Below are 22,202 nucleotides of genomic sequence, written 5' to 3' on the forward strand. Positions count from 1 at the left end.
GCTGCCGCGCGCTATTTTTTTGCTATGGAAACGACCGCGATTATCCATCGAAGATATATGCCGGGAATCGTTATGCTGACGCATTGAGCGAAATCGTTCGCTCATCGCGAGGCGTGACGATGGAAGTCGGGACAGTGGTTGCGAACGCCGCAGGTCACGCGGCAGTCGCCGACGAGACTGAAAACTCTGATCTCGGTTTCTTGCCGAAGCGCCTGACCGAGCAATGTCAGGGCCTGATCGAAAGTTATCATGAGTTGCACGGTTACACCTGCCTCCCAGACATATTGTGGAAGGCCCGGCTCGGACCGTTCATCGAAAACCATCGTGAATTTCGGCAGCTCCTGAAGAAGGCTTCGACGACCAGAAGTGCAAAGAAATCCAACCAGGGATTTGTGCGGATAGCGACCACAATATTGTCGCTTGAAATCCTGGCCAGCAGTTTTGCCGGCTGGAGCGCAATCTATCCGGAAGCGGGATTGACCGCGCATGCGCTGCTCAAGCGATATGCGCAAAGCCCGCATATGCCTCTGATGGAATTCTATCTGTATCCGCCAAAATATGTCAGCGCCGCCGCCATCGCGGCTCTCGCGCTCCCTCTGAATCGTCCGACAAGCGAAGCGGAGTTGTACCGAGCGTCAACGCCCGAACTCTCCGGGGAAAAGCTGGCGCTCAACTACGTCACTGCAATTCGGCAGTCGCGGGATGGAAGTTTGCCGCAGACCGCGTCGATCGCCTAAACTCCGCAGGCGACGGCGCAGGTTAATTCGCTTCGAATATATTACTTTTATATTTCTTGAAGCCACAAACGACATAGACTTTCTACGCCGAGATAGAGAATGCTTGCAACGCTGGGTGGTTGGCGACATCGGGGCAACGATCGACATAAGAACGGTGACGACTCTTCGCTGGTATTGCGATCAGCAATTGCTGGTCCTGCGAACCGGCCTTTCGGCGTCATGATCGAATGTTGCGGGGCGTGATCTTACTGCGGCTGGCGACGACCCGTGGTGACGATCATTCGGTGTTCTACGAGAGCTAATTCCTTGAATCTTTATCCGCCCATGGCCCGAAGACTCGCGAAAGTGGGGGCGAGGCCGGCTGGAACCAGCACCAGAATTGCCGCGCGGGTGCGGGCAAAACTGGCATTGCACCGCTTCCCGCAGACGGGTGTCTTGCCGCTGGGGGCGTCCCTGCTGTGCGTCGGCCTGGTCACCGCCGGCCTGCTTTTGCTTGATCAACCTCGCGCGCTTAGCCTCGCTCCGATCTCGTATCTGATACCCGTCATTATCGCCGCCACCCAATGGGGAATCTGGCCGGCCACCCTGGCGTCGATCGCAAGTACGGGCGCGATAGACTTCTTCTTTACTACTCCTCGTTACAGCTTCTGGATAGACGACCCGCAAGAGGTCGTCGATTTGCTGCTGTTTCTGACAGTGGCGCTGGTCAGCGGCAATCTTGCCTCGCGCTTGCGACGCGAGACAGAAACGCTGCGTCAGCGGGAGAAGGAAATTGCATACCTCTACGAATTCTCGCGGCTTCTGGCCGCCTGTTTCACCATATCGGACCTGATCTCCGCAATTCAGAATTACCTCTCCCGCACGCTCGGACAACAAGCCGTTTTCTTCGCGGCGACGGCCGATGGTCGGTTTGAACCACCCGAAGCCGGTTCAGTACCAAGCGTCGTGCAGGAAAGCGTCGGGTCAGTGTCCGCCACGATCGGAACTCCCTCACACGCCATCATTGATAATTCGACACAGAACATTTGGTTGCTTAGGACTGTGTGTTCCGAAACAGCAGTCCACGGCCTCGTTGCCGTCAACATCGGACACGGATCACACAAAGTCGATGCCAAGACGCGCCGCTTCGAGGCCATGCTTGAAGAAGTATCTCTGACGCTTCAGCGTCTCGATATCGAGAAGGCGATGGAGGACGCCCGGCTGCACCTGCAGGCGCAGCTTTTGAGGGACGCATTCCACGGCACACTCTCGCATGAGTTATGCTCGCCCTTGGCCGCCATCCAGGGTTCGGCAAGCGTTCTGGAAACGATGCCTCTGGTGCGGCAGGACAATCGTATCCGCTCGCTGGTCGAGGGAATGTCCGACGAAGTCGCGCAGCTTGAGGGCTTTATTAAGAACCTCCTGAGTGCAACACGGGTCATCGCGGGCGGCGTAATCCCGCGCCTCGAGTGGGCAGATCCCAGAGACATCGTCAACGCGGCCGTCAGGGGCAGAGTCCGGCGACTGGCGGCACACAAGGTCGAGATCGAATTCGCTGACGATTTGCCGCTGATCAATGTGGATTCCGGTCTTATCGAGGAATCGTGCGGACAGCTTCTCGAAAACGCCGCTAAATATTCTCCATCAGGCTCGACAGTCTCGATCGACACACGGGCCGAACATGGACGCGTCATCCTGTCGATTTCCGATCAAGGCGTCGGGATAACGCCGGACGAACAGCAGCAGCTGGGCCGCAGGTCTTTCCGCAGTCAACGCCACCAGGCCACAATCCCTGGATCCGGTCTGGGCTTTTGGATCGCATCGACATTTGTCAGAGCCAACGGCGGAACGATCGACATTTCAAGCCGGGGACAGGGACAGGGAACGAAGGCTTCCATCGCCCTGCCCGCTCCCAGAGAGCTGACGGGCTTTAGCCAATGAATAAGCCCTCCAACGTCGTACTGCTGATTGACGACGAGCCGAAAATAAGACGGTTTCTTCGCGCCGGCTTCGAACTTCACGGCTTCTCGGTGATCGAGGCCGAAAGCGCGGCCGACGGGCTGAAGGCCGCGACATTCAACGCGCCGGACCTCATCGTGCTTGATCTGGCTTTGCCCGATCTGCACGGAACGGAAGTTCTCGATCGGCTGCGATCATGGTCGAACGTACCCGTCATCATTCTCTCGGTTGTCTCGGGAGAGGACGAAAAGGTTCGGCTTCTCCAGTCCGGTGCCGACGACTACGTCGTCAAACCGTTCGGTATGGCCGAACTGCTCGCGCGCAGCGAAGCCGCGCTGCGGCGATACTTCAAGACCGCAACCGAGAATCCGGTCGTATCGGCCGGCCCTCTCTCCGTTGATCTTGTGGGGCGCGCCGTTTCGCTCAACAAGAACCAGATCAGGTTGACTCGAAAAGAGTACCGCCTGCTCCACATTCTGGCGACGCATGTCGGCCTCGTCGTCACGCACGACCAGTTGTTGAAAGAAATCTGGAGCGGCAATCAGAGAGACAATATCCAGTACCTGCGGATTCTCGTTCGCAAACTGCGACAGAAAATCGAGACCGATCCGAATCACCCTCGCCTTCTCGTAACCGAGTCGGGTGTGGGCTATCGCCTTCAGGCTCGCCTTGAGGACAGCGCGGTGGGCTAAACAGAATGCTCCAGGGCGGTGAAATGCACCCAAGTCATTTGACGGGATCCAGATAAAGCAATTTTAGCGAATTGGGTACGTAGGTAACGTGTGGTCTGCCGCCTGCCTTGGTTGGCAAATCAATTTTTTCGACGTCGGCAGCCACTAAAAAGAGACGGCCTGTTTCCGGATCGATCGCCATCGTCCGTGCGCCTGGTGACGTCTTGATCGCGTCAGAAAGCACGAAGGTCTGAGCGTCCTTCTCCTGAACCACACTTAGCGTGCCGTCACCGTTGGAGCTGAAGATCAGCTTGCGGATTGGATCGAAGGCAGCCCCATCGGTTGAGCTTCCGATCGGCAGAGTCGCAACATTGGCTCCGGATTCCGCATCGACTACAACCATGACGTTGTTGGCGCATGTTGCGAACAGACGGCGAGTTTCCGGATCCATCGCCAGACCGTGCGGCGTCTTGCAAGCCGGCATCGGCCAATGGGCCTCGACCTTGTTTGTTCTCGCGTCGATCTTGACGATTTCGTTGTTGGCCGCGCCGTTGACAAATAGCGTACCTTTGCCATCCGCGACGCCCGGCTCTAACCCGGCCCCGACATCGATTGTTGAAACAGTCGTGTTCGTTTCGGGGTCAATCACGGTTAGGGAGCCGCTGTCTCCGTTAATGACATAGATGTGCCCGGTCACCGGTTCATAGACAATTGCATCGGCGTCGGGAGCGGCCTTGATCTGCTTCAGCGGCTTGAGCGATTTCAGATCAAATGCAGCCGCGGTCCCGGCCTTGCCGTCGTCCGTGTAACCTTGGTTGGTCTTGGTTGAGACTGCAATTCCGTGCGTACCTCCGGGAAAAGGGCCGATCTGCCCGACGACTTCGCCCGTTGTTTCATTGACAACGGTGACATGGTCACCATGCGCGACGTAGACACGCTTGCCGGAGGGATCGAAGACCACGAAGTCCCAGCGTTCGCCGCCGCCGAGTGCCACAGTTCTTGTCACGCGATAGGCTGGTGATGCTGGATTGGCGTAAACAGGCGGACTCGAGCAAAATGCGAACAGCATGCCGGCGGCGCCGAGGACATTGTAGCCCAATTGCAAGATCTTCTTTATCAAACCGTTCAACATGGGATTCCTTGTTGGGCTGCTTATGAGGCACGCCGGCTTTCGCCAGCATGGCTACCGGCTTTTTGAGGCAGGATCAGGATGCACGCAACGATGAAGGCCGCGAGAATCGCCGAGGCATAAAATCGGCTCACTGCCAGTCCGCCATCGGTGACCGGCTTGTCGAGCAGGTCGCCGACCGTTGCACCGAGGGGGCGTGTCAGGATGAAAGCGCCCCAAAACAGAAACGTGCGCGAGACATTCGTCCAGAAATACAGACCGGCGAGCACCACGAGGCCGGCGCCAAATACGCGAGCCCCGCCTTCGTAGCCGAGCCCGTTTGTGTCAGCCATCCAGTCGCCAAGCGCGGTGCCCAAGGTCTGTGAGAAAAGTATCGTCACCCAGTAGAACATCTCGGCCTTGGGCGACGTGATCGAGTCCACGGCAACGGAGCCGACCGACCGGTACCAAACGTACAAAGACGCGACGAGAAGCACTAAAAGGATCGATGCCCCGCCGGGATAGCCAATTCCGAGCGAGCGATCCGAGAAATCCGCCATCGTGGTACCCGCTGTCGTGGTCGCGACGATCACGAACCAGTACAGGAAGGGGTGGAATGATTTTGCCGATATCTGGGCAGTGACCGCGGCGACAAAGATTCCAATAAAGATGATGCTGCTGATTGCGTAGCCGAGGTTTAGCGACATGGAAGCGGCATCGCCGCCGGTTTCACCCAAGGTCGTCGCTGCAATCTTGATCACCCAAAAAATGAGAGTAACTTCGGGAACTTTGCTGAAGCCTTCTTTGGCAAACCTATTCATCGACTGTCTTTCAGTTCCTTACAAACGCACGCAAGGCGCGGGGACGCCTGCCACTCGCTGCGGGAAGAACGCAGACGACGATGGCTAGCGTGAGGCAACCGTGGCAGAAAAATCGCCCGCCGGATACCGTGATAAAAAATTGAGGGTAGCGACGACGGCCAGCGAACGGCAGGCCACCGTTTGTGCGCCCGACCCGCACGATTTAATTGGCCTTATGGTTAAGGCTCCTACTTTTCGCTGGTCCCGATCGGTGAAAACGCGATAACGGCCCTCACGGCGAATTGACTCGATGGCGGATTCGAAATGTTGGCAGTACTGCATCACGCCTCACTGAATGGTGAGATGTTCGCAAGCAATCGATTTATGCGCGGCCGCATCCGTTGGGCGATGCCTGTGTGCTGACCCGGCGCCATCGGCTGCTGCGATCAATGCCTTCGAAATTTCCCGTTAGCGATAGGCAGCGGCGCGACCATATGCGGCCGGGGCGAGAAATGATCACAATGGCTCTGGCGGTTGAAAAGGAAAATGCCATGACTGGATGAAGAATTATGATGGTATTGGCAACCGCCTCGCTGGCGGGGTCACTGCCTGCGACGGGTGCGCAGGCTCGCGGCGGAGGCGCTTCCACAATTACCGACTTACGGCCGATCGAGAGCCATAAAGCCGTCCGTCAGCGTCTGCATGAAGCTCACGATCGCATCCTCTTCTGCCTCCGACAGGCCGAGGTGCCCGACTTTGCTCCTGTTCATGTTTTGGGTCGATTCCGGCGCGGGCCAGCAGGTCGTGCCTTCACCGGCATCGTGGGGCTGGCAGCGCGGCAGCACGTCGCGCGTGTTGTAGAAATGCACGATCTGCTTCAGGCTCGTGAAATATCCGTTATGCCCGTAGGCCTTGACGAAGGACGGATACGGCCGCTTGTCCACGTTGCGAAGCGTCGGCACCTGAAATCGTGCCTGGTTGTCCGGCGCCAGCTTGAGCCATCGCGCATCGACCGCCGAGGGCTGGCTGAGGACATGTCCGTTGCTGAGAAAAGTGCCGACACCGCCATCGACGTATGACGATCCCAGCGGATTGGCGACATAGCCCAACGCGTCGGGCCTATTCTCCTCATAATAAGGAAGCCTCGGGTTGGCGGGAGTGCCGATATTGCTGGCGGTGAAGTCGGTGAACAGCGGATCCTCGCCAGGTCCGCCGTCACGGTGGCATTCGTTGCATCGCGCCTGGCCTCGGAACAGAGCGTATCCTTGTTGCTCCTGCGCCGTGAACTGGACCTTGTTGGCGCGCACCGCGTCGAATTTCGACGTGAACGGGGTCACCTCGGCAGAGGCTTCGTAGCCGGCGATAGATTGCGCCATCTGATCGAAGGTCGTGCCGACCCGACCGCGATCTGTTGGGCTTAGGTGAACCGGCAACGGCTCCGCGGCCGCCGGCGGCCCGGGCCGGTCGCAGACCTTCTCCACATCAATCGGCCACGAGATCGCGAACGCCTGTGGTCCCCACACGCTTTCGAACAGAGCGCGGTAAGGCCGCTGCGAGGCGCGATAGACTGCGCAGGCGATATCGGGCAAGCCCATTTCCACCGGGTTGGTCGGCGGGCCTTGCGCCTGCTCGGCGGCCGGGTTGCCCAGCCGGCGTCCTGTTGCACGCATGTCCCAGAAATTGCCGCCGACGAGGTCGCCCTGCCCGGGATTGTAATGCAACACCGGCGAGAGCGGCGCATAGGCGTGCGTTTGCGGCTTGCGATTGCTGAATCGCGTGCGCACTGACCCGGGATAGGCGGCGGTGGTCCGGTTCAATTCCGACACCGGACCGGTAAAGCCCATCTCGGGCATGTGGCAGAAGGCACAAGCCTCGTTGCGGTTTACCGACAAATCCTTGTCGTACAGCATCAACTTGCCAAGCAATTCGACCTGCTGGGTCTGATTGTCCGGCGGCGCGGCGAGCCGCTCGGTTGCCTGCGCCTCGATGCGGTCAATCTCGAGCTCGACCTGCGCGATTTCCTGTAGCGCCTGGGACGAGAGATTTGAGCTCGTCTCCTCCGCGTCCCGCGCATCCGCGCCCAGCGTGGAGAGGACCATGGCCCCGGCGATCGACAAAAGCGTGCGCTGTGTCATCACTTCGGAACCTCGGCAAGCCAGCGCTTAACGGCGTGCCCATGACATAGCACTGTGGGCTGATCGCTAGAAGAGTGCGCATCCTGTCGCAATACTAAATTCTATTTTACGATTTCCTCAAATCGGCAGTACTCGGTTCGAAGGTCTCGACGCCGCTGATTTTGAGCGGTCGCCGGGAAGGTTGCCATGAGGGGTTGTTCGCTCAACCGGCTGCGGTTCGAACAAAATACCGCTGCTCCAACGCCAGCGACAAACAGGAGCTCAATTGTGGGGATGACCAGTCGGCCCGATCGCGCTTTGTCAGCCGTCGCTTGCTGCGACGGCTCTCCACAATTAACGTGCCCCTTTCGCGCTCAAAACAGCTGGTACTGTCTGCAGCAGGATGTAGAAATCGAGCCAAGGCGACCAATTGCGGATATAGAAAAGATCCTGTTCCCGCAGAATCTGCAGACCGCCCTCGCTCCGAGAAGAGACCTGCCATAGTCCAGTGATGCCCGGCAGGACACCTGTCCGGAGCGTCCGAAATTCATCGTCGAACTGTTCGGCGTGATACGCGGGGAGTGGCCGCGGCCCGACGAGACTCATATCGCCACGGATGACGTTCCAGAGTTGCGGTAGTTCGTCGGCGCTGGAGCGGCGCATCACGTTGCCGATAATCGGCAAAATTCGGGGATCGTGCCGCAGCTTGAAGAATCGCTGCCACTCGGCGCGCGCTTGCTGGTCGCGCCGCAGATGCTCTTCGAGGAGCTGCTCGCCGTTGGCATACATTGTTCGCAACTTGAGCACCTTCACGATCTTTCCATTATGCCCGATGCGCTTCTGGACATAAAAGGCGGGACCTGGGTCAACGAGTTTGACCATTAGCGCCGCCAAGGCTACGGCCGGCAGGGCTAACAGCCCGAGAGGAATGGCGAGCAGGATGTCGAACGTCCTCTTTAGCAGCCGATTCTGCCAGGAGCAGAGATTGCGCCGAATCTCGATGCCAATGATTGCGTCTATCGTTCGCGTGCGTGCCCACAGGCCTTGAACGTTGCGGATGTCCTCAAGCAGCATGAAACGGCAAGACGAGCTGAACGCAGAACAATCGCGCGGCACGGCCGTCAATTCGCTTGTAGTCGTGAAAATGGCAAGTTCAATTTCGCTCCCTAGCCGAATGCTATCGAAGTCGGCTGTCGTCCCGATCACGCGCAACGGAAATGATCCACCTGTCCAATTTCTGTCATCGGCGGTCCTGATCATGCCGATTGGCTTGAGGCCGAGTTCGGGCTTGCGCGCCAGGAGATGCGCCAGTTCTCGGCACTCGCCGGCCGCACCGACCAGGACGGTCCTGGCCCCCCACAGATCGAGATAAATTAGCAGACGCCTGGTCGTCTCTTCGATGTAATGGCCGATCAACAACAGGCAGGCGGCATAGGCGAATTGCGGGATCATGAAGCCGATAACATTTCGTTCGGGCAGCGTAGCAACGGACGAGATGGCAATGAAGCCGGCGATGCCTGCCGTGCGCAGGCGGAACCGTTCGTAGGGCGCTGGACCGGACCCGGTGTATAATCCGACGGCGAAGAAGGCGAGGACGACAAACGGAGCGGTGACGTGTTGAGGCCCGGGCGACAGCAGCCCGGTCGTCCGTATCAAGAAATGGGTACACGAGATTGCGATCAGTGCGGCGGCGAGATCACCGCAGACCAGCGAAGCGACGACAATCTGCTTCCGGTACCGATAGAGGAGCCCGAAATCGCGGTCTCCTCGGCTGTGGGGGCGGAGCCGCGCAGGGCCTGCCGGATGCAGATTCAGACCTTCGTCCGCCATGCTGTTTCATGCTCCGTTCAAGGCGCAGGGGACGCGGCCTTGCGTCGACGAGGGGATAGCCGCGCCCGCGGCTATTCGGCTGCAATTCCGGAGAACCCAATCTCGTTCGTCACGCGCGCCTCGATCCACCGGTAGGTAGGAAGGAGTCCTTGTCGCAGAGGGGTTTGCGGCTCCCAGCCGAGAACGGTCCTCAGTAGCGAGTTATCGCTGTTACGCCCGCGTACGCCCTGTGGCTTGGAAACGTCGTGGCGCTTTACCAGCGATTTTCCGGCAATTTCCGAAATGATGTCGACGAGTCCGTCCACGCTCACCAGCTCGTCTGTCCCGAGATTCAGTGGACCGCTGTAGTCAGACCGCATGATGCGATAGATGCCTTCAACACAGTCGTCGATATACATGAAGGACCGGGTTTGTTTTCCGTCGCCCCAAATCGATAATTTGTCTCCGTCCTTAAGCGCCGCGATCTTGCGCGAAATCGCCGCCGGTGCCTTTTCGCGACCGCCGTCATAGGTGCCAAGCGGACCGTAGACGTTATGGAAGCGGACTACCCGCGTGGGGAAATGCCAATCCTCGGTGAAGTACTGGCAAAGCTTTTCCATATAAAGCTTCTCCAGGCCATACCCTTCTTCGGGGTCGGCAGGAAATGCGTCCTCCTCGCGTAGAGGAACTACATCCGGGTTTTTCTGCAGGTACTGAGGATAGACGCAGGCCGATGACGAGAACAGGAACCGCTTAACTTGGTGGTATCGCGCGGCCTGCAACATGTGAGCGTTGATCAACGTGTTGTTGATGGTGATTTCCGCGTGGAATGCGCTGATGTAGCCAATTCCGCCCATGTCGGCCGCGAGGTGGTAGACCTCGTCGATGTTTTCCGTGACACGCAGGCATTTATCGTAGTCGCGCAGATCCGCGACGATAAATTCGTCGGCTTTCGTGTCCTCGTATTCGGGATATTTGAGGTCGGCGCCCCGGACAGCATAGCCGTGTCCGACAAGGTATTTGACCAGGTGATGTCCTATGAATCCGCCCGCGCCCGTCACCAACGCCATTTTTTGCATTTTCGTCTCCGTTGGCTGTCCACAATCCTGCTTCTGTGTGCCTGTGCCGCACAGCAATTGCGGGGAGTTGCCATTGGGGACGATTTTTATACGCGCAGTCTCAAAGTCCCAACTGCAACAAGGTGGTAACCCAAATTTGTGGTCTCGCCGACCGCGCGTCGTCTTGGGCGCGGCGCCGTCGACGAAATTCCTGCTCAGTAGACGATCAGGGTGCCGTTTTGCTCGAGCCCGGCCCGGCGCAGTTGGTCCCATCCGAAAACCGCATGTCCCCACGCGAACGCGAAGGGCGCACTGCCGCGTGGGACCCGATAGATGTTACGGTCGAACAGGTTGTTGCCGTGCTCGATGATCAAGGCGTTTTCGCAGTCCGGATCGACGTCGGATGCGGCGCCGGCGCAGGCGGCTCCCTCGAATGTTGTATCGTTATCGTGGACCTTGTTATTACGCGTCTTGTATGTCCCGCCCGATTTCATAGGGCGGCCTTGGTCCAAAAGCACGATGCCGCATTTACCGGGCTCCGCAAACAACGTGTTGCCGTAGATCTCCACATCCTGCGAGGCAGCTATCAGGATGTTGTTTCCCCAAAACCAATCTTTTCCGCCGGTGCCGTTGTGGCGCAGCGTGTTGTTGCGGATGATCGCCGAAAACGAGATCTCGTGGAATATCCCGGCGCCGCGGTTGCCTTCGGCGATGTTGTCCTCATAGAGGACATCGCGGCATTCGATGTCACACCACAAGCCTGCGCCGCGGTTGTCATGCACGTGGTTGCCGCGCAAGACGACGCGCTCGCTGACAGCCAATTTGACGCCCCCGGCTTCCCAACTGGACAGGAATTCACGGGTATTGTTCTCCCAGATGTGGTTGCGCTCAATCAAGACATCCCGGCCTACGCCCGTGATACCGATCTGGCCGTTGTGGTGAATGTTGCAGTTGCGGACGCGGGTGCCCGTTCCGGCCGCGATACCAGCCGCACTGTTCAGCCGCAATTCGCAATTCTCCACGGTCCAGCCGACGGCTTCCTGGGCTTGGATTGCGCCTTTCTGGGCGACGCTTGCGTATTTTTCAATGGTCACGTTCTTGATTAGAACGCCGGGCGCGAAGCTCTCGAACGCGAATGCGGCCACCGTCACTTCGACCTTATGACCAATCGGGTTATCCGCGAAATAGATGGATCGGGCAGCGTGGTCAAAATAGAACCGGCCCGGTCCAACATCGTTCTTCGCGAGCACCTGAACCAGGGGAATGTCGTCGATGAACAGGCCTTCTGGGAGGTTGCAGGCCGGTGCTTCCTCTGCGCACTCCCCGCGCCTTTGCCCTTGTTGCGGTTGGTCGCTCGCGACCCAATAGTTGGTTTCCCGACTGAAAAGCGTCAGCAGGCGGCTGCCGTTCAGGATTGTCCGGCCTTCACCATAGAAGCGCTGATACGGGCGCGGCCGGATCGCCTGGACTCGGTGGGTTCCGTTTTTCAGGCAAAAGGCGGCACCGTCTCCAGCCCGGTCGACAGCGGTTTGAATCGACTGACCCGGTTTTATCGGGATCGTGGACGCGGGGCAGCGATCGTCCAGAACGCCGGACTCGGCCGACGTGGCGGCCAGCAAGCACAAAAGTGCCGTCATGCAGGCGGCAAACCTCGGCGCGCGCGGGCCGGTAGACTCTAGCGACCTAGTGCGCCCTTCCATGAGCGGTCATCCTGCATGCACCGATAGATCATCGTCGCGCCGATGCCGAATCCAATCAGACACCAGAACCAGATGCCCTGCATCGGCGCCTCAAGCGCGACGTCGAAGGCAGCGTTGATCAGGCAGGATGTTGCGTAGCAAGCGATGAACAGCAGTAGACCGGCCCATTCGGGCTGGCCGCAGCGTCGGGCACGGAACATCGTTTGCAGTAGCGCAAGCAGCCAAGCGGCCAAAAAGACGCCCCACAAAGCCGCACCTGGAATCCCCGCGCGCGCCAGGATTGTGATGTGGCCGTTATGTGGGCTGCGCAGCGGCCGTTCATTGTGGGGGTTTCCGAACCCGTCTTCGAAGGCGAGATTTACACCAAATCCGCGGCCGGTCCAGAAGTAGGGTCCGCGCACCGTGTTGTCGACAATGATGTTCCACCACTTCTCGCGCCACACCTTCGTACTTTCGGTCTGATCGCCGCTACGGCCAAAAATGCTCGCAATGTTCTCGACGAGTTGCACGGAACTGACCCGCCGCTCCGTGGAGGTTTGCGCTTCGTGGTAGCTCGTGAAGCTTTTCTCGAGCGCGTAGGATGTGGCAAGCAGCACCAGCCCGACCGGGATGATGATGGCGAACATGCGCACTTTGCCGAACGCGAAAGCTGCCAACACGACCGGGACGACGAATGCGAGCATGGCCGCACGGCTCACGGCACTGGCCATTACCAACGCGGCGAGAAGACAGGCAGTCCAGACCGGGGTGGGCTTACGGAAACCTGCCAGGGTAAATACCGCGGCACCGGCAAGGTGCGTCCCGACCTCGCCAGGGCCGAGCCAGATCAAGCTGACGGTCGTCCCGGGTACTTTCAGGATGTTGTCCCCGAAATAGAATCCGAGCGGGAAAAGGAAAGGTACGGCGGGGACGTAGATATCCAGAAAGACCCTGTAATAACGAACGAGCGTGTTAATGCGGCGATAGTCTTCAATCAGAAGCGCGGCGACGATGAAGGAAAATCCCCCGTACATGATGATCACGCTGTCGCGCAACGCATCGAAGCCGTAGGTGCCAACGAACGGTAAGGTGCGCAGTAACGTCCAGCCCATGGTCGCGGCGAGGAGGAGGCTCGGTCCGGAAGCGAATACGGCAACGAGACACCCTGACCGCAACAGAACAAAAAATCCGGCAACGAAGGTCAGTTCACCGACCAAAACCGGCGGATAGCCCAAGTAGGCAAATCCCTTTCCCAGGACCGCATATCCCATTAGAACGCACGAGAGCGCCAGGATGTAACGGTCGCCCGCGCTGGTATGATGTGGAATTGGGGGAACGTGGGTCATGAGGTGTCCGGAAAATCGGTAAAGGGCGACCGTCACAGCACATTCCGCCGGGGACGCCGCTCGCGTCCAGATTAGCGCTTGCGCGCGCTGGGTCGCCGCAAACAGGGATTATCGTCGCGCTCCTCGGGAGTACTTCCGTTGCGGTACCCATAAAGTGTCCGATAGTCCTTGCGCGATGGAAGCAGCCGATTACGCCCAGCTGAGGAAATTCGGTTTGTTCATTCTGGTAGGGCTCGCTTGCCACCTTGTTCTGCCAAAAGGTCAGCAGTCGGAAGCTTGGTCTGCCGCCTGTAAGCAACCATACGTAAACCTCCATCGATAGCTAACTTCTGCAATCCGAAGTGAAGAAGCGCACGCAACGGTGACGCACGCGGATATCGAATGAACCAGCGTGGACGCTGAACCTGGCTGAATCCATTTTTTTCCAGTATCTTGCTGAGCGCTGCGGGAGTGAAGAAAACTATATGGCCAGGTTTGACCGCTTCTCGCCAATGCTGGCCCATAAGCCTTGCCGGGAGACCAGCTGCATTCGGAGTAGTAATCAGGAGCCAGCCGCCAGGGGACAAGCGCTTATATAAACCTGCGAGTACTCCGCCTGGGTCACGAAGGTGCTCAATAGTCTCAAGCGATACGATCCCATCAAAGGTCAGTTCGTCCGGGAGATGGGCAAGGTCTCGATAGACTGAAATGCCAAGCTCGGCCAGGAACTTATACCCAAACGGTTCAACAGCGACAAGTTTAGCGCCGCGCTTCATCAATTCGAGAGTCATCGCGCCTCGTCCGGCCCCGAAATCGAGGATACGCATCCCGGAAAGGCTGCGTAGGGCCAGAGTGTCTGTCAGCGAATCTGCAAGATATCGAGCAATGACTCCATCTGTAGAGCCAGTTTCGACAACGTTTTCTTCAGGTTCTTTCCACCCTTCCCTGTAATAATTCGCAAGCTCCGACTCTCCAGGAAAGGGATCACGAAATATGGTGCCGCATTCTCGACAGCGCAGAAAACGCGGCGCCCGCCAATGGACGGAAGCAGCTCCCTGGAACTTGCATTGAGGGCACTCAGGGAGATCCATTTTAGCAGTTCGCCGCTCGTACGACCGAGGCACCGCCGCTCCGGAGTCCAACATCGACCCTCCCATTCGCAAAAATTGTCAGAACACGTGCAGCACATGGCGACAGCAAGGGAACGTCAGCGGGAAATCGAACCTCGTGTTTCCCCCGTTTCGGTCTCGCCTGTCTTGTAGGGTTGGGATCTTGCCATAGCTTCCTCTTGCGGCAGGAGGCGGGGCATCTCGCTTTTGACGTTAATGACGTCGCCAGGTTCCACCAGCGTCGTTTCGTTTGCGTCGAGCACCGCGGGGTGGCCGTTCTGCATGCGCGTGATGCTTATCAAATGCGTGGCAGCCTGACCCGTCGCGCCGCCGGCGTATTGTAGCTTGACGTCTCTAATTCTGACTGCCGCCGGTAGCGTTACTTCTAATTCGTTGAGGCGGTCGCGAGTTTCCTGCAATTCCTTCCCGACCTGCTGCTTGAAACCGGCCATGACCGTCTGGATCTTGAATTCGAGATCTCCCGATTCCATCTGCAGCCGCGAGACGTCCGACAGCAGCCTCCAGATGGTGGCTTCCTGGTTTGCCTCAAGAACGCGGAACTGGAAGTCGTTGTTCTGGGTACCCAGCCCTTGGCTGAAAAGCTTTTGGTACCGCTCTATCTGCTGCCGGATCAGGTCAAGTTGCTTTTTTCCTGCGTTGCCCTGTTCGGTATTGGCGTCGATTTGCTCCTGCAAACGCGGCTTCTGCGAACGGAGCAGATCGATCTGATCTCGCAGGATGGCTGCTTGTGTGGCGAAGATATCCTTCTCGTTTGCCACGATCTCAGTCGTGTCCTTATCCCCGCCCAGGTCGGATAAAGCGGGCGGTGCAAAGGTGTCCTGTCCGTCCTGCTGCGCCTCGAGACGGGCTTTGCGCACAAGCAGGGTACGTTTTTGCAAGGTGAGCTGACGTACACGCTCCTCAGCTGACCAGAAATCGGAAACGGCGGTGTTCCGAAGCAGTTCGCCGGGGCCGAACCCACCCGCGAGGGCCACGGCGCTTTCTATCGTGCTCCCATACCGGAAAGGATAGGCTCCCGGCAGGCGCACGTCGCCCAAAACGTAAAGCGGACGCAGTTCGGCAATGCGCACGCTAACCGACGGCTTCCGAAGTATACCGTCGGCAAGTCGGTCGCCGATAAGTTTTTGGCATTCGAGCAGGGTCAGGTCCTTGACCTCTATGCGATCGATAAGCGGAATAGTGACGTCGCCGGCGCCATCGACGAGCACGTCGCCTGAAAGCTCCGGCTGGCCAAAAACAGTCACCGTGATGCGATCGCCTGGAGCCAGCTGATAGGGGTGACTATCGGCGCCGGCCGACGGCGTGGCGGTGAATAGGGGGAATAGCAAGACGGCCAGACACATGGCCTGCGATGAGTGCCGGAACGCACCCGCGTGGCGGGCATTTCCGACAGCCTTCCAATTTGGTTTCTGATGGTGAGTCACCGCGGCTACCTGCGTTGTGGTCCTGGTCGAGTTCGGCCCGTCACCTCCGTCTCCAGACTATTCGCTGGGTGCGCCGCGTTGCCGAAAAACAGGGACTATCGTCGCGCTCCTCGGGAGTACTCCGTCGGAGTAAGCGTAATGCATCCGATATCCCATATGCGCTCTGCCGCAATCCATCTGCGCGGTTGTTGCCGTCTCCGACGTCATCAAGATGTCACGTGCCCGAGTGGGCGCGTTCGGATCGGCGGACATGCAAATGGCAGGAGACGCACCGTGAAAAAACGTGTTCTGGTGACCGGCGGCGCCGGCTTTCTCGGCTCACATCTGTGCGCACGATTGCTCAACCAGGAATGCGAAGTGCTCTGCGTCGACAACTTCTTCACCGGCATGCGCCGAAACATTGAACCGCTGCTCGGCGAACCGGCTTTCGAGGTTATGCGGCACGACGTGACGTTTCCCCTCTATGTCGAGGTCGACGAGATTTACAACCTCGCCTGTCCCGCCTCGCCGATCCACTACCAACGCGATCCCATCCAAACCACCAAAACGAGTGTACTCGGGGCGATCAACATGCTGGGGCTCGCCAAACGATTGCGCGTTCGCATCCTGCAGGCGTCCACTAGCGAAGTTTACGGCGATCCGGACGTCCATCCACAGACCGAGAATTACTGCGGCATGGTGAACATGATCGGGCCGCGTGCCTGCTATGATGAAGGCAAACGGTGCACCGAGACGTTGTTTTACGATTACCGGCGACAGCATCGGCTGGACGTGCGGGTCGCCCGCATATTCAACACCTACGGCCCGAACATGCATCCGCAGGATGGGCGCGTCGTCTCCAACTTCATCGTGCAAGCTCTGAAAGGCGACCCCATCACCATCTTTGGTTCGGGGACACAGACGCGGTCGTTTTGCTACGTCGACGACCTGATCGATGGACTGACAAGATTGATGAATCTGCCGCACGATGTCGAGGGGCCAATCAATGTCGGCAACCCCGCGGAAATGTCAATGCGCGAGCTCGGGGAGCTCATTATTTCGCTGACGGGTTCGCACTCTCGTCTCGAATTTCGGCCGTTGCCGCAGGACGATCCCCGCCAGCGGCGGCCGGATATCTCGCGTGCGCGCCAGCTTTTGCATTGGACGCCCAAGGTCAGTTTGGAGGAAGGCCTGAAGAAGACCATCAGCTATTTCGACGCTTTGCTCGCTAATTCGCGCGAGGCGGAAAAGCTGGTGTGGAGGTTCACCCAGTGAGCGCGGCGACCATGCAGCGCAGCGACCGCGGCGACGTTCTCGGCGTCAACGTCAGTGCCATCACCATTGACGACGCGATCGCGACGATCGAGCGCTGGATAAGCGAGGGACGCCGCGAGTATGTGTGCGTCACCGGCGTCCACGGCGTTATGGAATGCCGCCGTGACCCATTGTTGCGCAGGATCCACAACGAGGCCGGCATGGTGACGCCCGACGGCATCCCGTTGGTGTACTTTCTGCGTTTGATCGGCAAGAAGCGCACGCAGCGGGTCTATGGTCCGGACCTGATGCGGGAAATGACGACTGTTTCCGGCCGCCGCGGCTATCGGCAGTTTTACTACGGCGGCGACGTCGGTGTCGCCGAGAAACTGAAGGAGAGGTTGGTCGCCTCTGTCCCGGGGCTGCAAGTGGCCGGCACATTCTGTCCGCCATTCCGGGAGATGACGCCCGCGGAGGACCGCGCAGTCGTGGATGCGATTAACGCTGCGCGGCCGCACATCGTCTGGGTGGGGTTGAGCACGCCGAAACAGGAGCGGTGGATGGCCGATCACCTCGGGCGCATCGATGTACCGGTCATGATCGGTGTCGGCGCCGGATTCGATTTCCTGGCCGGCACAAAACGTCAGGCCCCGAAATGGATGCAACGTCATGCGCTCGAATGGCTGTTCCGATTGTACTCGGAGCCCCGGCGCTTGTGGCGGCGCTACGCCTACATTGTGCCCGGATTCGCGTTTCTCGCCGTCGCCGAACTGTTACGCCGAACAGTGCGCAGCCGGACCTCCGGCCTCAAGGCGGCGTCGCGCGAGTACCATTGAAACCGAAGGTTTGCATGCAAAAAACCGGAGCGACGGGCTGGCCGCTGGAGAGTAATGCGGACCGCAAAGCGCCGCAGCCTCGGCTCAAATTGCACGTCGCCGAGTCATCGGGCAGCGACGAGGACGCGAAACGCGGTGGAGCTTGGGCGAGCCTCACGCGGGTCATTTTCGGAACCCATTTTCTGGCGTTGGCGGATCAGGCGGTGGTCAGTGGCGCCAGTCTCTTGTCGACGGTACTGGTCGGCCGCTTCACCGTGCCTAGCCAATTGGGCATCTACACTATCGCGCTTTCGGTATTGGGATCGCTGCTCGCAGTCCAGGACGCGCTGGTCCTGCTTCCGTATTCGATCCAGCGCCACCGTCCGTCGCGCACCCCTGCCGAACATGCCGGGATCTCACTGCTGCACAGCGGACTGCTCGCGGCTGTGGCGACCGCGGCGTTGGCGCTCGCGGCCGTTGCGGCGCTGGCGCTCAGGGCGGATGCGACCCTGGTCTCGTTGATCCTGGCAATGGTGCTGACCGTGCCGGCAGCAATGCAGCGGGAATTCGGCCGCGGCTACGCGTTCGCGCATTTGCACGTGGCCAACGCCCTGACCCTCGACGCCGCCGCAGCGGCGCTGCAGCTCGGCGTACTTGGCTGGATGGGATGGACCGGAAGGATGTCCGCGATCGGCGCTTGTGCCGCGTTGGGTGGCGCCTGCGCGCTGACGAGTCTCTTCTGGTTACACCATGCGCGATCGAATTTCGTGATCAAAGCGGACCAGGTTCGGCAGGCAACCAGAGAGAGCTGGGGTCTTGCGAAATGGCTGTGCGCCGGGCAGCTCACCGTCTCGACGCAGGGTTATGCCAGCTATTGGCTGCTGCCGCTGCTCGTCGGCATCACGGAGACCGGCGTGTACGCCGCCTCCACCAGCATCGCATCTCTGGCCAACCCGTTGCTGACAGCGTTCCGCAATACCCTGACGCCGCGGGCAGTCCTCGCCTTCAAGGAAGGCGGCGGCGCGACTCTATGCCGCCAAGCCATTCGGGATGCGCTCATACTCGGCGGCGGGATGTCGCTGTTTTGCGTCGCGATCCTTCTCGGCGGTGAGATGCTCATGCAAATCGTTTATCGGGAACCAGAATACGGCGGACAGGGCCATGTCGTTACCGTGCTCGCCGTTGCAATGATGGCCGCGGCGGTGGGAGCGCCGGCTTCGAACGCACTGGCCAGCATGGAGCGTCCGCAGACGATCGTCCTGGCGGCGTTGACCGGCACCATCGTCACATTGGCAGGAATCTGGATCCTTTCCGTCGAATGGGGTCTGCTAGGGGCCGCCTACGGGTTCCTGGCAGGAAACGTTGCCGGTTCCGTCGCGCGCTGGGCAGCATTCCTGACCGTTCTCGCGCGGCCAAATGCGGCGCAGTCCGATCGCGCATCGGTAGCGAGGGTGTTGCAGAACTTGACGCAAGACACCGCGGAGGCCGACTGGGATATCAGGTCTTTAGGCGAGGGGTTTCACGGCAAGATTTACGCCGTCTGCTCGCGCGAAGGTCGCCCGCTCTGGCAAGCGCACCGCGATTTAGTGGTCAAGCTTTACAAGCCGGATGAACTCGATGCCGCCGGTGTGGGGAGGCGGCAGTTCGACGCGCAAGTGCGGTTGCATTCAGCAGTGGACGGCAAGGCCGTTGACGGCTGGAAGATCTGTGCGCCGTTGCCGCTCTACGCGTCCGCATCGCCGCCGGCATTGGTGATGACGATTGCCGCAGGGACAACCCTCAGCAAGTCTCTTTCGCTCGGAGACGAACTGCCGTTCGAAATGCTTGCCTCCGCGGCGCGCGCGGTGGTCGCAGCAATGCGGCCATATTGGGCGGCCGGACGTCTGCACGGCGATCTCTCGTTGAACAATATTCTTTGGGATCCCGACAATCGCGTTCTATCGCTCATCGATGTCGACACCTCGGCAAGTCTTCCGGTGCGCGACGGGTTGTCAAAAGAGTGGTATCCGGCGTCTCTCGATTTGGCGGGAGTCCTTTACGACGTGGGGACCGATATCCGCACTGCCAATCGCCGCATCGCGTCGCGCAAGGGGATGTTTGCCGAGAGCGTGCTCTTGGCCTTCCTGGCGACGGTAGATGCATCGGAAGAGAAGCTGAGGTTGGTCGAGGAAGTTCGTGCCTTCGCGCGGGCGGAACTGGAGGGCCTCGGCCTGTCATGGTCGCTGCGGGGACTGTACCGCCTGCTCCAGCGGCGCCTTGCGGCGGGTCGCATCGACCGGCTGCTCGCACGCGTCCTGGCGAGCCAGCCATCACAGGGCCGATTGTCCGTTCTCGGAGGGAGGGAATGAAATCGCCGACCTACATCACGACCAGTTGGGATGACGGGCACCCTATGGACCTGCGCGTGGCAGCCCTGCTGGCGAAATACGGGATCGCAGGAACCTTCTACGTTCCGGCGTCGACAGGGTTGGAGACCATGTCTGCCGCGCAATTTCGCGAACTGATTCCCGATTTCGAAATTGGCGCCCACACGCTCCATCACGTCGACCTTACCGGCGTGTCGGATCGGACAGCGTGGCAGGAGATTGCCGACTCCAAAGCCTGGGTTGAGGACAATACCGGCGTTTCGTGCGCGTGCTTCTGTCCGCCGCGCGGAAGATATGAAAGCCTGCACCTGGATATGATCCGAAACGCGGGCTATCTCGGGCTGCGAAGCGTCGAATTGCTTTCGCTCGACTTCCCGCGGCGGCAAGCGGGGTTGATGCTGATGCCGACAACCGTCCAGGCCTTTCCGCACCGCTTTTTGGCCTTTGCAAAAAACTCGATCAAGCGGAAGGTTTTGCCGAATCTCTGGCGCTACATCATCCATGGTCGCGCCACCGAATGGCCCGTGATGGCGGAATCGTTATTGCGTCACGCCATCACCCGCGGTGGCGTCTTCCACTTATGGGGACATTCCTGGGAGTTGCAGGACGCCGTTCAGTGGCAACGCTTGAAAGACGTGCTGTGTTTGCTGGGAGGCTTCGTGCGTCACGCTCCTGCCCTGACTAACGGACAGCTCTGCCGGGTTTCCATGCCGCCGGTCACGACGGTGCTCGACCATTCAGCGCAGGCGGCGAAAACAGCCGCACCCGGAGGGTGATGCGATCATGAACATCTTGGTGGCGCACAACTTCTACAAGCTCGCCGGCGGTGAGGACCAATGCGTCGCTGCCGAGGTCGCAATGCTCCGGGCGCACGGGCACCGCGTGACCCAATACAGCCTGTCCAATGATGCAACCAACGACATGGGGCGCCTGGCGCTGGCGGGCCGTACAATCTGGAGCCGCCCCGCATTTGTCGAGATGCGGCGCCTTATTCGCGAGCGTCGCCCGCAGGTCGTCCATTTCCACAATACGCTTCCGCTGATCTCTCCTGCCGCCTATTACGCCGCGCGGGCAGAGGGCGTTGCTGTTGTCCAGACGCTGCACAACTTTAGGCTTGTCTGTGTCAACGCCCTGCTGTTCCGTGATGGCAAGCCTTGCGAGGATTGCCTCGGCAAGCCGGTTCCATGGCGTGGCGTCGCGCACAACTGCTACCGGGACAGCCGCGCCGCCAGCGCTGCGGTCGCGGCGATGATCGCGGCGCATCGTTTGTTGGGAACCTGGCGCAACGCAGTCGACGCGTATATCGCCCTGAGCGAATTCAGCCGGCGCAAGTTTATCGAAGGGGGGCTTCCCGCACACAAGATCGCTGTCAAACCCAACTTCGCCTATCCGGAGCCGAGCCCCGGCCAGGGAGATGGCGGATACGCTGTCTATGTCGGCCGCCTGTCGGCGGAAAAGGGGATCGAGACACTTCTAAATGCGTGGCGGCGCCTTGGGAACGTGGTGCCGTTGAAGATCGCCGGGGATGGTCCGCTGGTGCATGCGGTTCAGGAGGCGGCGGCACAAAATGGCGCGATCCAATGGATGCGACGCATTTCGAATGCGGACGTCTACGACCTGATCGGTGCGGCGGCGTTTCTGGTGCTGCCTTCGCAATGTTACGAAGGCGCGCTTCCGCGCGTCGTGATCGAGGCATTCGCCAAGGGCACCCCCGTCATCGTTCCAAGACTGGGAGCCATGGCCGAAATTGTTGACGACTACCAAAACGGTATCTGTTTCATTCCTGGAAATCCGGAAGATTTGGCCACGAAGGTCCGGTGCCTCTTCTCGGACGCGTCCGCGCTGAAGCGGATGCGACGCGGCGCTCGGGAGACCTTTGATCAGAATTTCACCGCCGAGGCGAACCATGGGGTGCTCATGGCAACCTACGAACGCGCCATCGGCGGACACGGCCGGCGTGGTGTGAACGCGATCGAAACCGTATCGGCGTCGTAG

At 59.6% G+C, this 22,202-nt stretch carries 17 protein-coding genes; 8 read left to right on the top strand and 9 right to left on the bottom strand.

Going from position 1 to position 22,202, the window contains the following annotated elements:
* Positions 1-119: 119 nt before the first annotated feature.
* From B5527_RS33400 to B5527_RS33410, 3 genes are all read left to right on the top strand, one after another.
* Positions 120-737 carry a hypothetical protein gene (locus B5527_RS33400; RefSeq protein WP_079605292.1) on the top strand — a complete coding sequence of 206 codons (618 nt, stop codon included), beginning with the start codon at positions 120-122 and terminating at the stop codon, positions 735-737.
* A 306-nt stretch (positions 738-1,043) separates the two neighbouring features.
* The gene (locus B5527_RS33405; RefSeq protein ID WP_154072657.1) at positions 1,044-2,657 is read left to right on the top strand and encodes a DUF4118 domain-containing protein; all 1,614 of its coding nucleotides are present in this window, start codon (positions 1,044-1,046) and stop codon (positions 2,655-2,657) included.
* Positions 2,654-3,367: a response regulator gene (locus B5527_RS33410; RefSeq protein ID WP_079605294.1), complete on the top strand. Its 714-nt coding sequence runs from the start codon at positions 2,654-2,656 to the stop codon at positions 3,365-3,367. The genes B5527_RS33405 and B5527_RS33410 overlap by 4 nt, the downstream gene beginning before the upstream one ends.
* 34 nt (positions 3,368-3,401) lie before the next feature.
* On the opposite strand, the gene B5527_RS33415 is transcribed toward B5527_RS33410, so the two are convergent.
* The 9 genes from B5527_RS33415 to B5527_RS33455 form a co-directional block, all read right to left on the bottom strand.
* Positions 3,402-4,478, bottom strand: coding sequence for a YncE family protein (locus tag B5527_RS33415; RefSeq protein ID WP_079605295.1), 1,077 nt, complete (start codon positions 4,476-4,478; stop codon positions 3,402-3,404).
* A gap of 20 nt (positions 4,479-4,498) precedes the next feature.
* A complete protein-coding gene (locus B5527_RS33420) occupies positions 4,499-5,275 on the bottom strand; it encodes a hypothetical protein (RefSeq protein ID WP_079605296.1) in 777 nt (258 codons plus the stop codon).
* A gap of 638 nt (positions 5,276-5,913) precedes the next feature.
* On the bottom strand, positions 5,914-7,389 hold the full coding sequence (locus tag B5527_RS33425; RefSeq protein WP_079605297.1) for a cytochrome-c peroxidase: 1,476 nt from the start codon (positions 7,387-7,389) through the stop codon (positions 5,914-5,916).
* Between the two features lie 333 nt (positions 7,390-7,722).
* Positions 7,723-9,198, bottom strand: coding sequence for an exopolysaccharide biosynthesis polyprenyl glycosylphosphotransferase (locus tag B5527_RS33430; protein ID WP_079605298.1), 1,476 nt, complete (start codon positions 9,196-9,198; stop codon positions 7,723-7,725).
* A gap of 71 nt (positions 9,199-9,269) precedes the next feature.
* Positions 9,270-10,256: an NAD-dependent epimerase/dehydratase family protein gene (locus B5527_RS33435; RefSeq protein ID WP_079605299.1), complete on the bottom strand. Its 987-nt coding sequence runs from the start codon at positions 10,254-10,256 to the stop codon at positions 9,270-9,272.
* Between the two features lie 194 nt (positions 10,257-10,450).
* A complete protein-coding gene (locus B5527_RS33440; protein WP_079605300.1) occupies positions 10,451-11,872 on the bottom strand; it encodes a right-handed parallel beta-helix repeat-containing protein in 1,422 nt (473 codons plus the stop codon).
* A 38-nt stretch (positions 11,873-11,910) separates the two neighbouring features.
* Complete coding sequence (locus B5527_RS33445) at positions 11,911-13,149, bottom strand: O-antigen ligase family protein (RefSeq protein WP_172842740.1); 1,239 nt, start codon at positions 13,147-13,149, stop codon at positions 11,911-11,913.
* 329 nt (positions 13,150-13,478) lie between these two features.
* Positions 13,479-14,396 carry a methyltransferase domain-containing protein gene (locus tag B5527_RS33450; protein WP_079605302.1) on the bottom strand — a complete coding sequence of 306 codons (918 nt, stop codon included), beginning with the start codon at positions 14,394-14,396 and terminating at the stop codon, positions 13,479-13,481.
* A gap of 50 nt (positions 14,397-14,446) precedes the next feature.
* Positions 14,447-15,793, bottom strand: a complete 1,347-nt coding sequence (locus B5527_RS33455) for a polysaccharide biosynthesis/export family protein (protein ID WP_197689236.1) — start codon at positions 15,791-15,793, stop codon at positions 14,447-14,449.
* A 273-nt stretch (positions 15,794-16,066) separates the two neighbouring features.
* Here B5527_RS33455 and B5527_RS33460 point away from each other — a divergent pair, with 273 nt between their 5' ends.
* Genes B5527_RS33460 through B5527_RS33480 form a run of 5 tightly spaced genes read left to right on the top strand, consistent with a single transcriptional unit; the run spans position 16,067 to position 22,202 of the window.
* On the top strand, positions 16,067-17,047 hold the full coding sequence (locus B5527_RS33460; RefSeq protein WP_197689237.1) for a UDP-glucuronic acid decarboxylase family protein: 981 nt from the start codon (positions 16,067-16,069) through the stop codon (positions 17,045-17,047).
* Between the two features lie 11 nt (positions 17,048-17,058).
* Positions 17,059-17,862 carry a WecB/TagA/CpsF family glycosyltransferase gene (locus B5527_RS33465; protein WP_079607705.1) on the top strand — a complete coding sequence of 268 codons (804 nt, stop codon included), beginning with the start codon at positions 17,059-17,061 and terminating at the stop codon, positions 17,860-17,862.
* A 14-nt stretch (positions 17,863-17,876) separates the two neighbouring features.
* Positions 17,877-20,189: a phosphotransferase gene (locus B5527_RS33470; RefSeq protein ID WP_079605305.1), complete on the top strand. Its 2,313-nt coding sequence runs from the start codon at positions 17,877-17,879 to the stop codon at positions 20,187-20,189.
* Positions 20,186-20,983 (top strand): polysaccharide deacetylase family protein, encoded by a 798-nt coding sequence (locus B5527_RS33475; protein ID WP_172842742.1) that lies wholly within the window; start codon positions 20,186-20,188, stop codon positions 20,981-20,983. The genes B5527_RS33470 and B5527_RS33475 overlap by 4 nt, the downstream gene beginning before the upstream one ends.
* A gap of 7 nt (positions 20,984-20,990) precedes the next feature.
* Positions 20,991-22,202 carry a glycosyltransferase family 4 protein gene (locus B5527_RS33480; protein WP_079605307.1) on the top strand — a complete coding sequence of 404 codons (1,212 nt, stop codon included), beginning with the start codon at positions 20,991-20,993 and terminating at the stop codon, positions 22,200-22,202.

The organism is Bradyrhizobium erythrophlei (assembly GCF_900129425.1).
Lineage (GTDB): Bacteria > Pseudomonadota > Alphaproteobacteria > Rhizobiales > Xanthobacteraceae > Bradyrhizobium > Bradyrhizobium erythrophlei_C.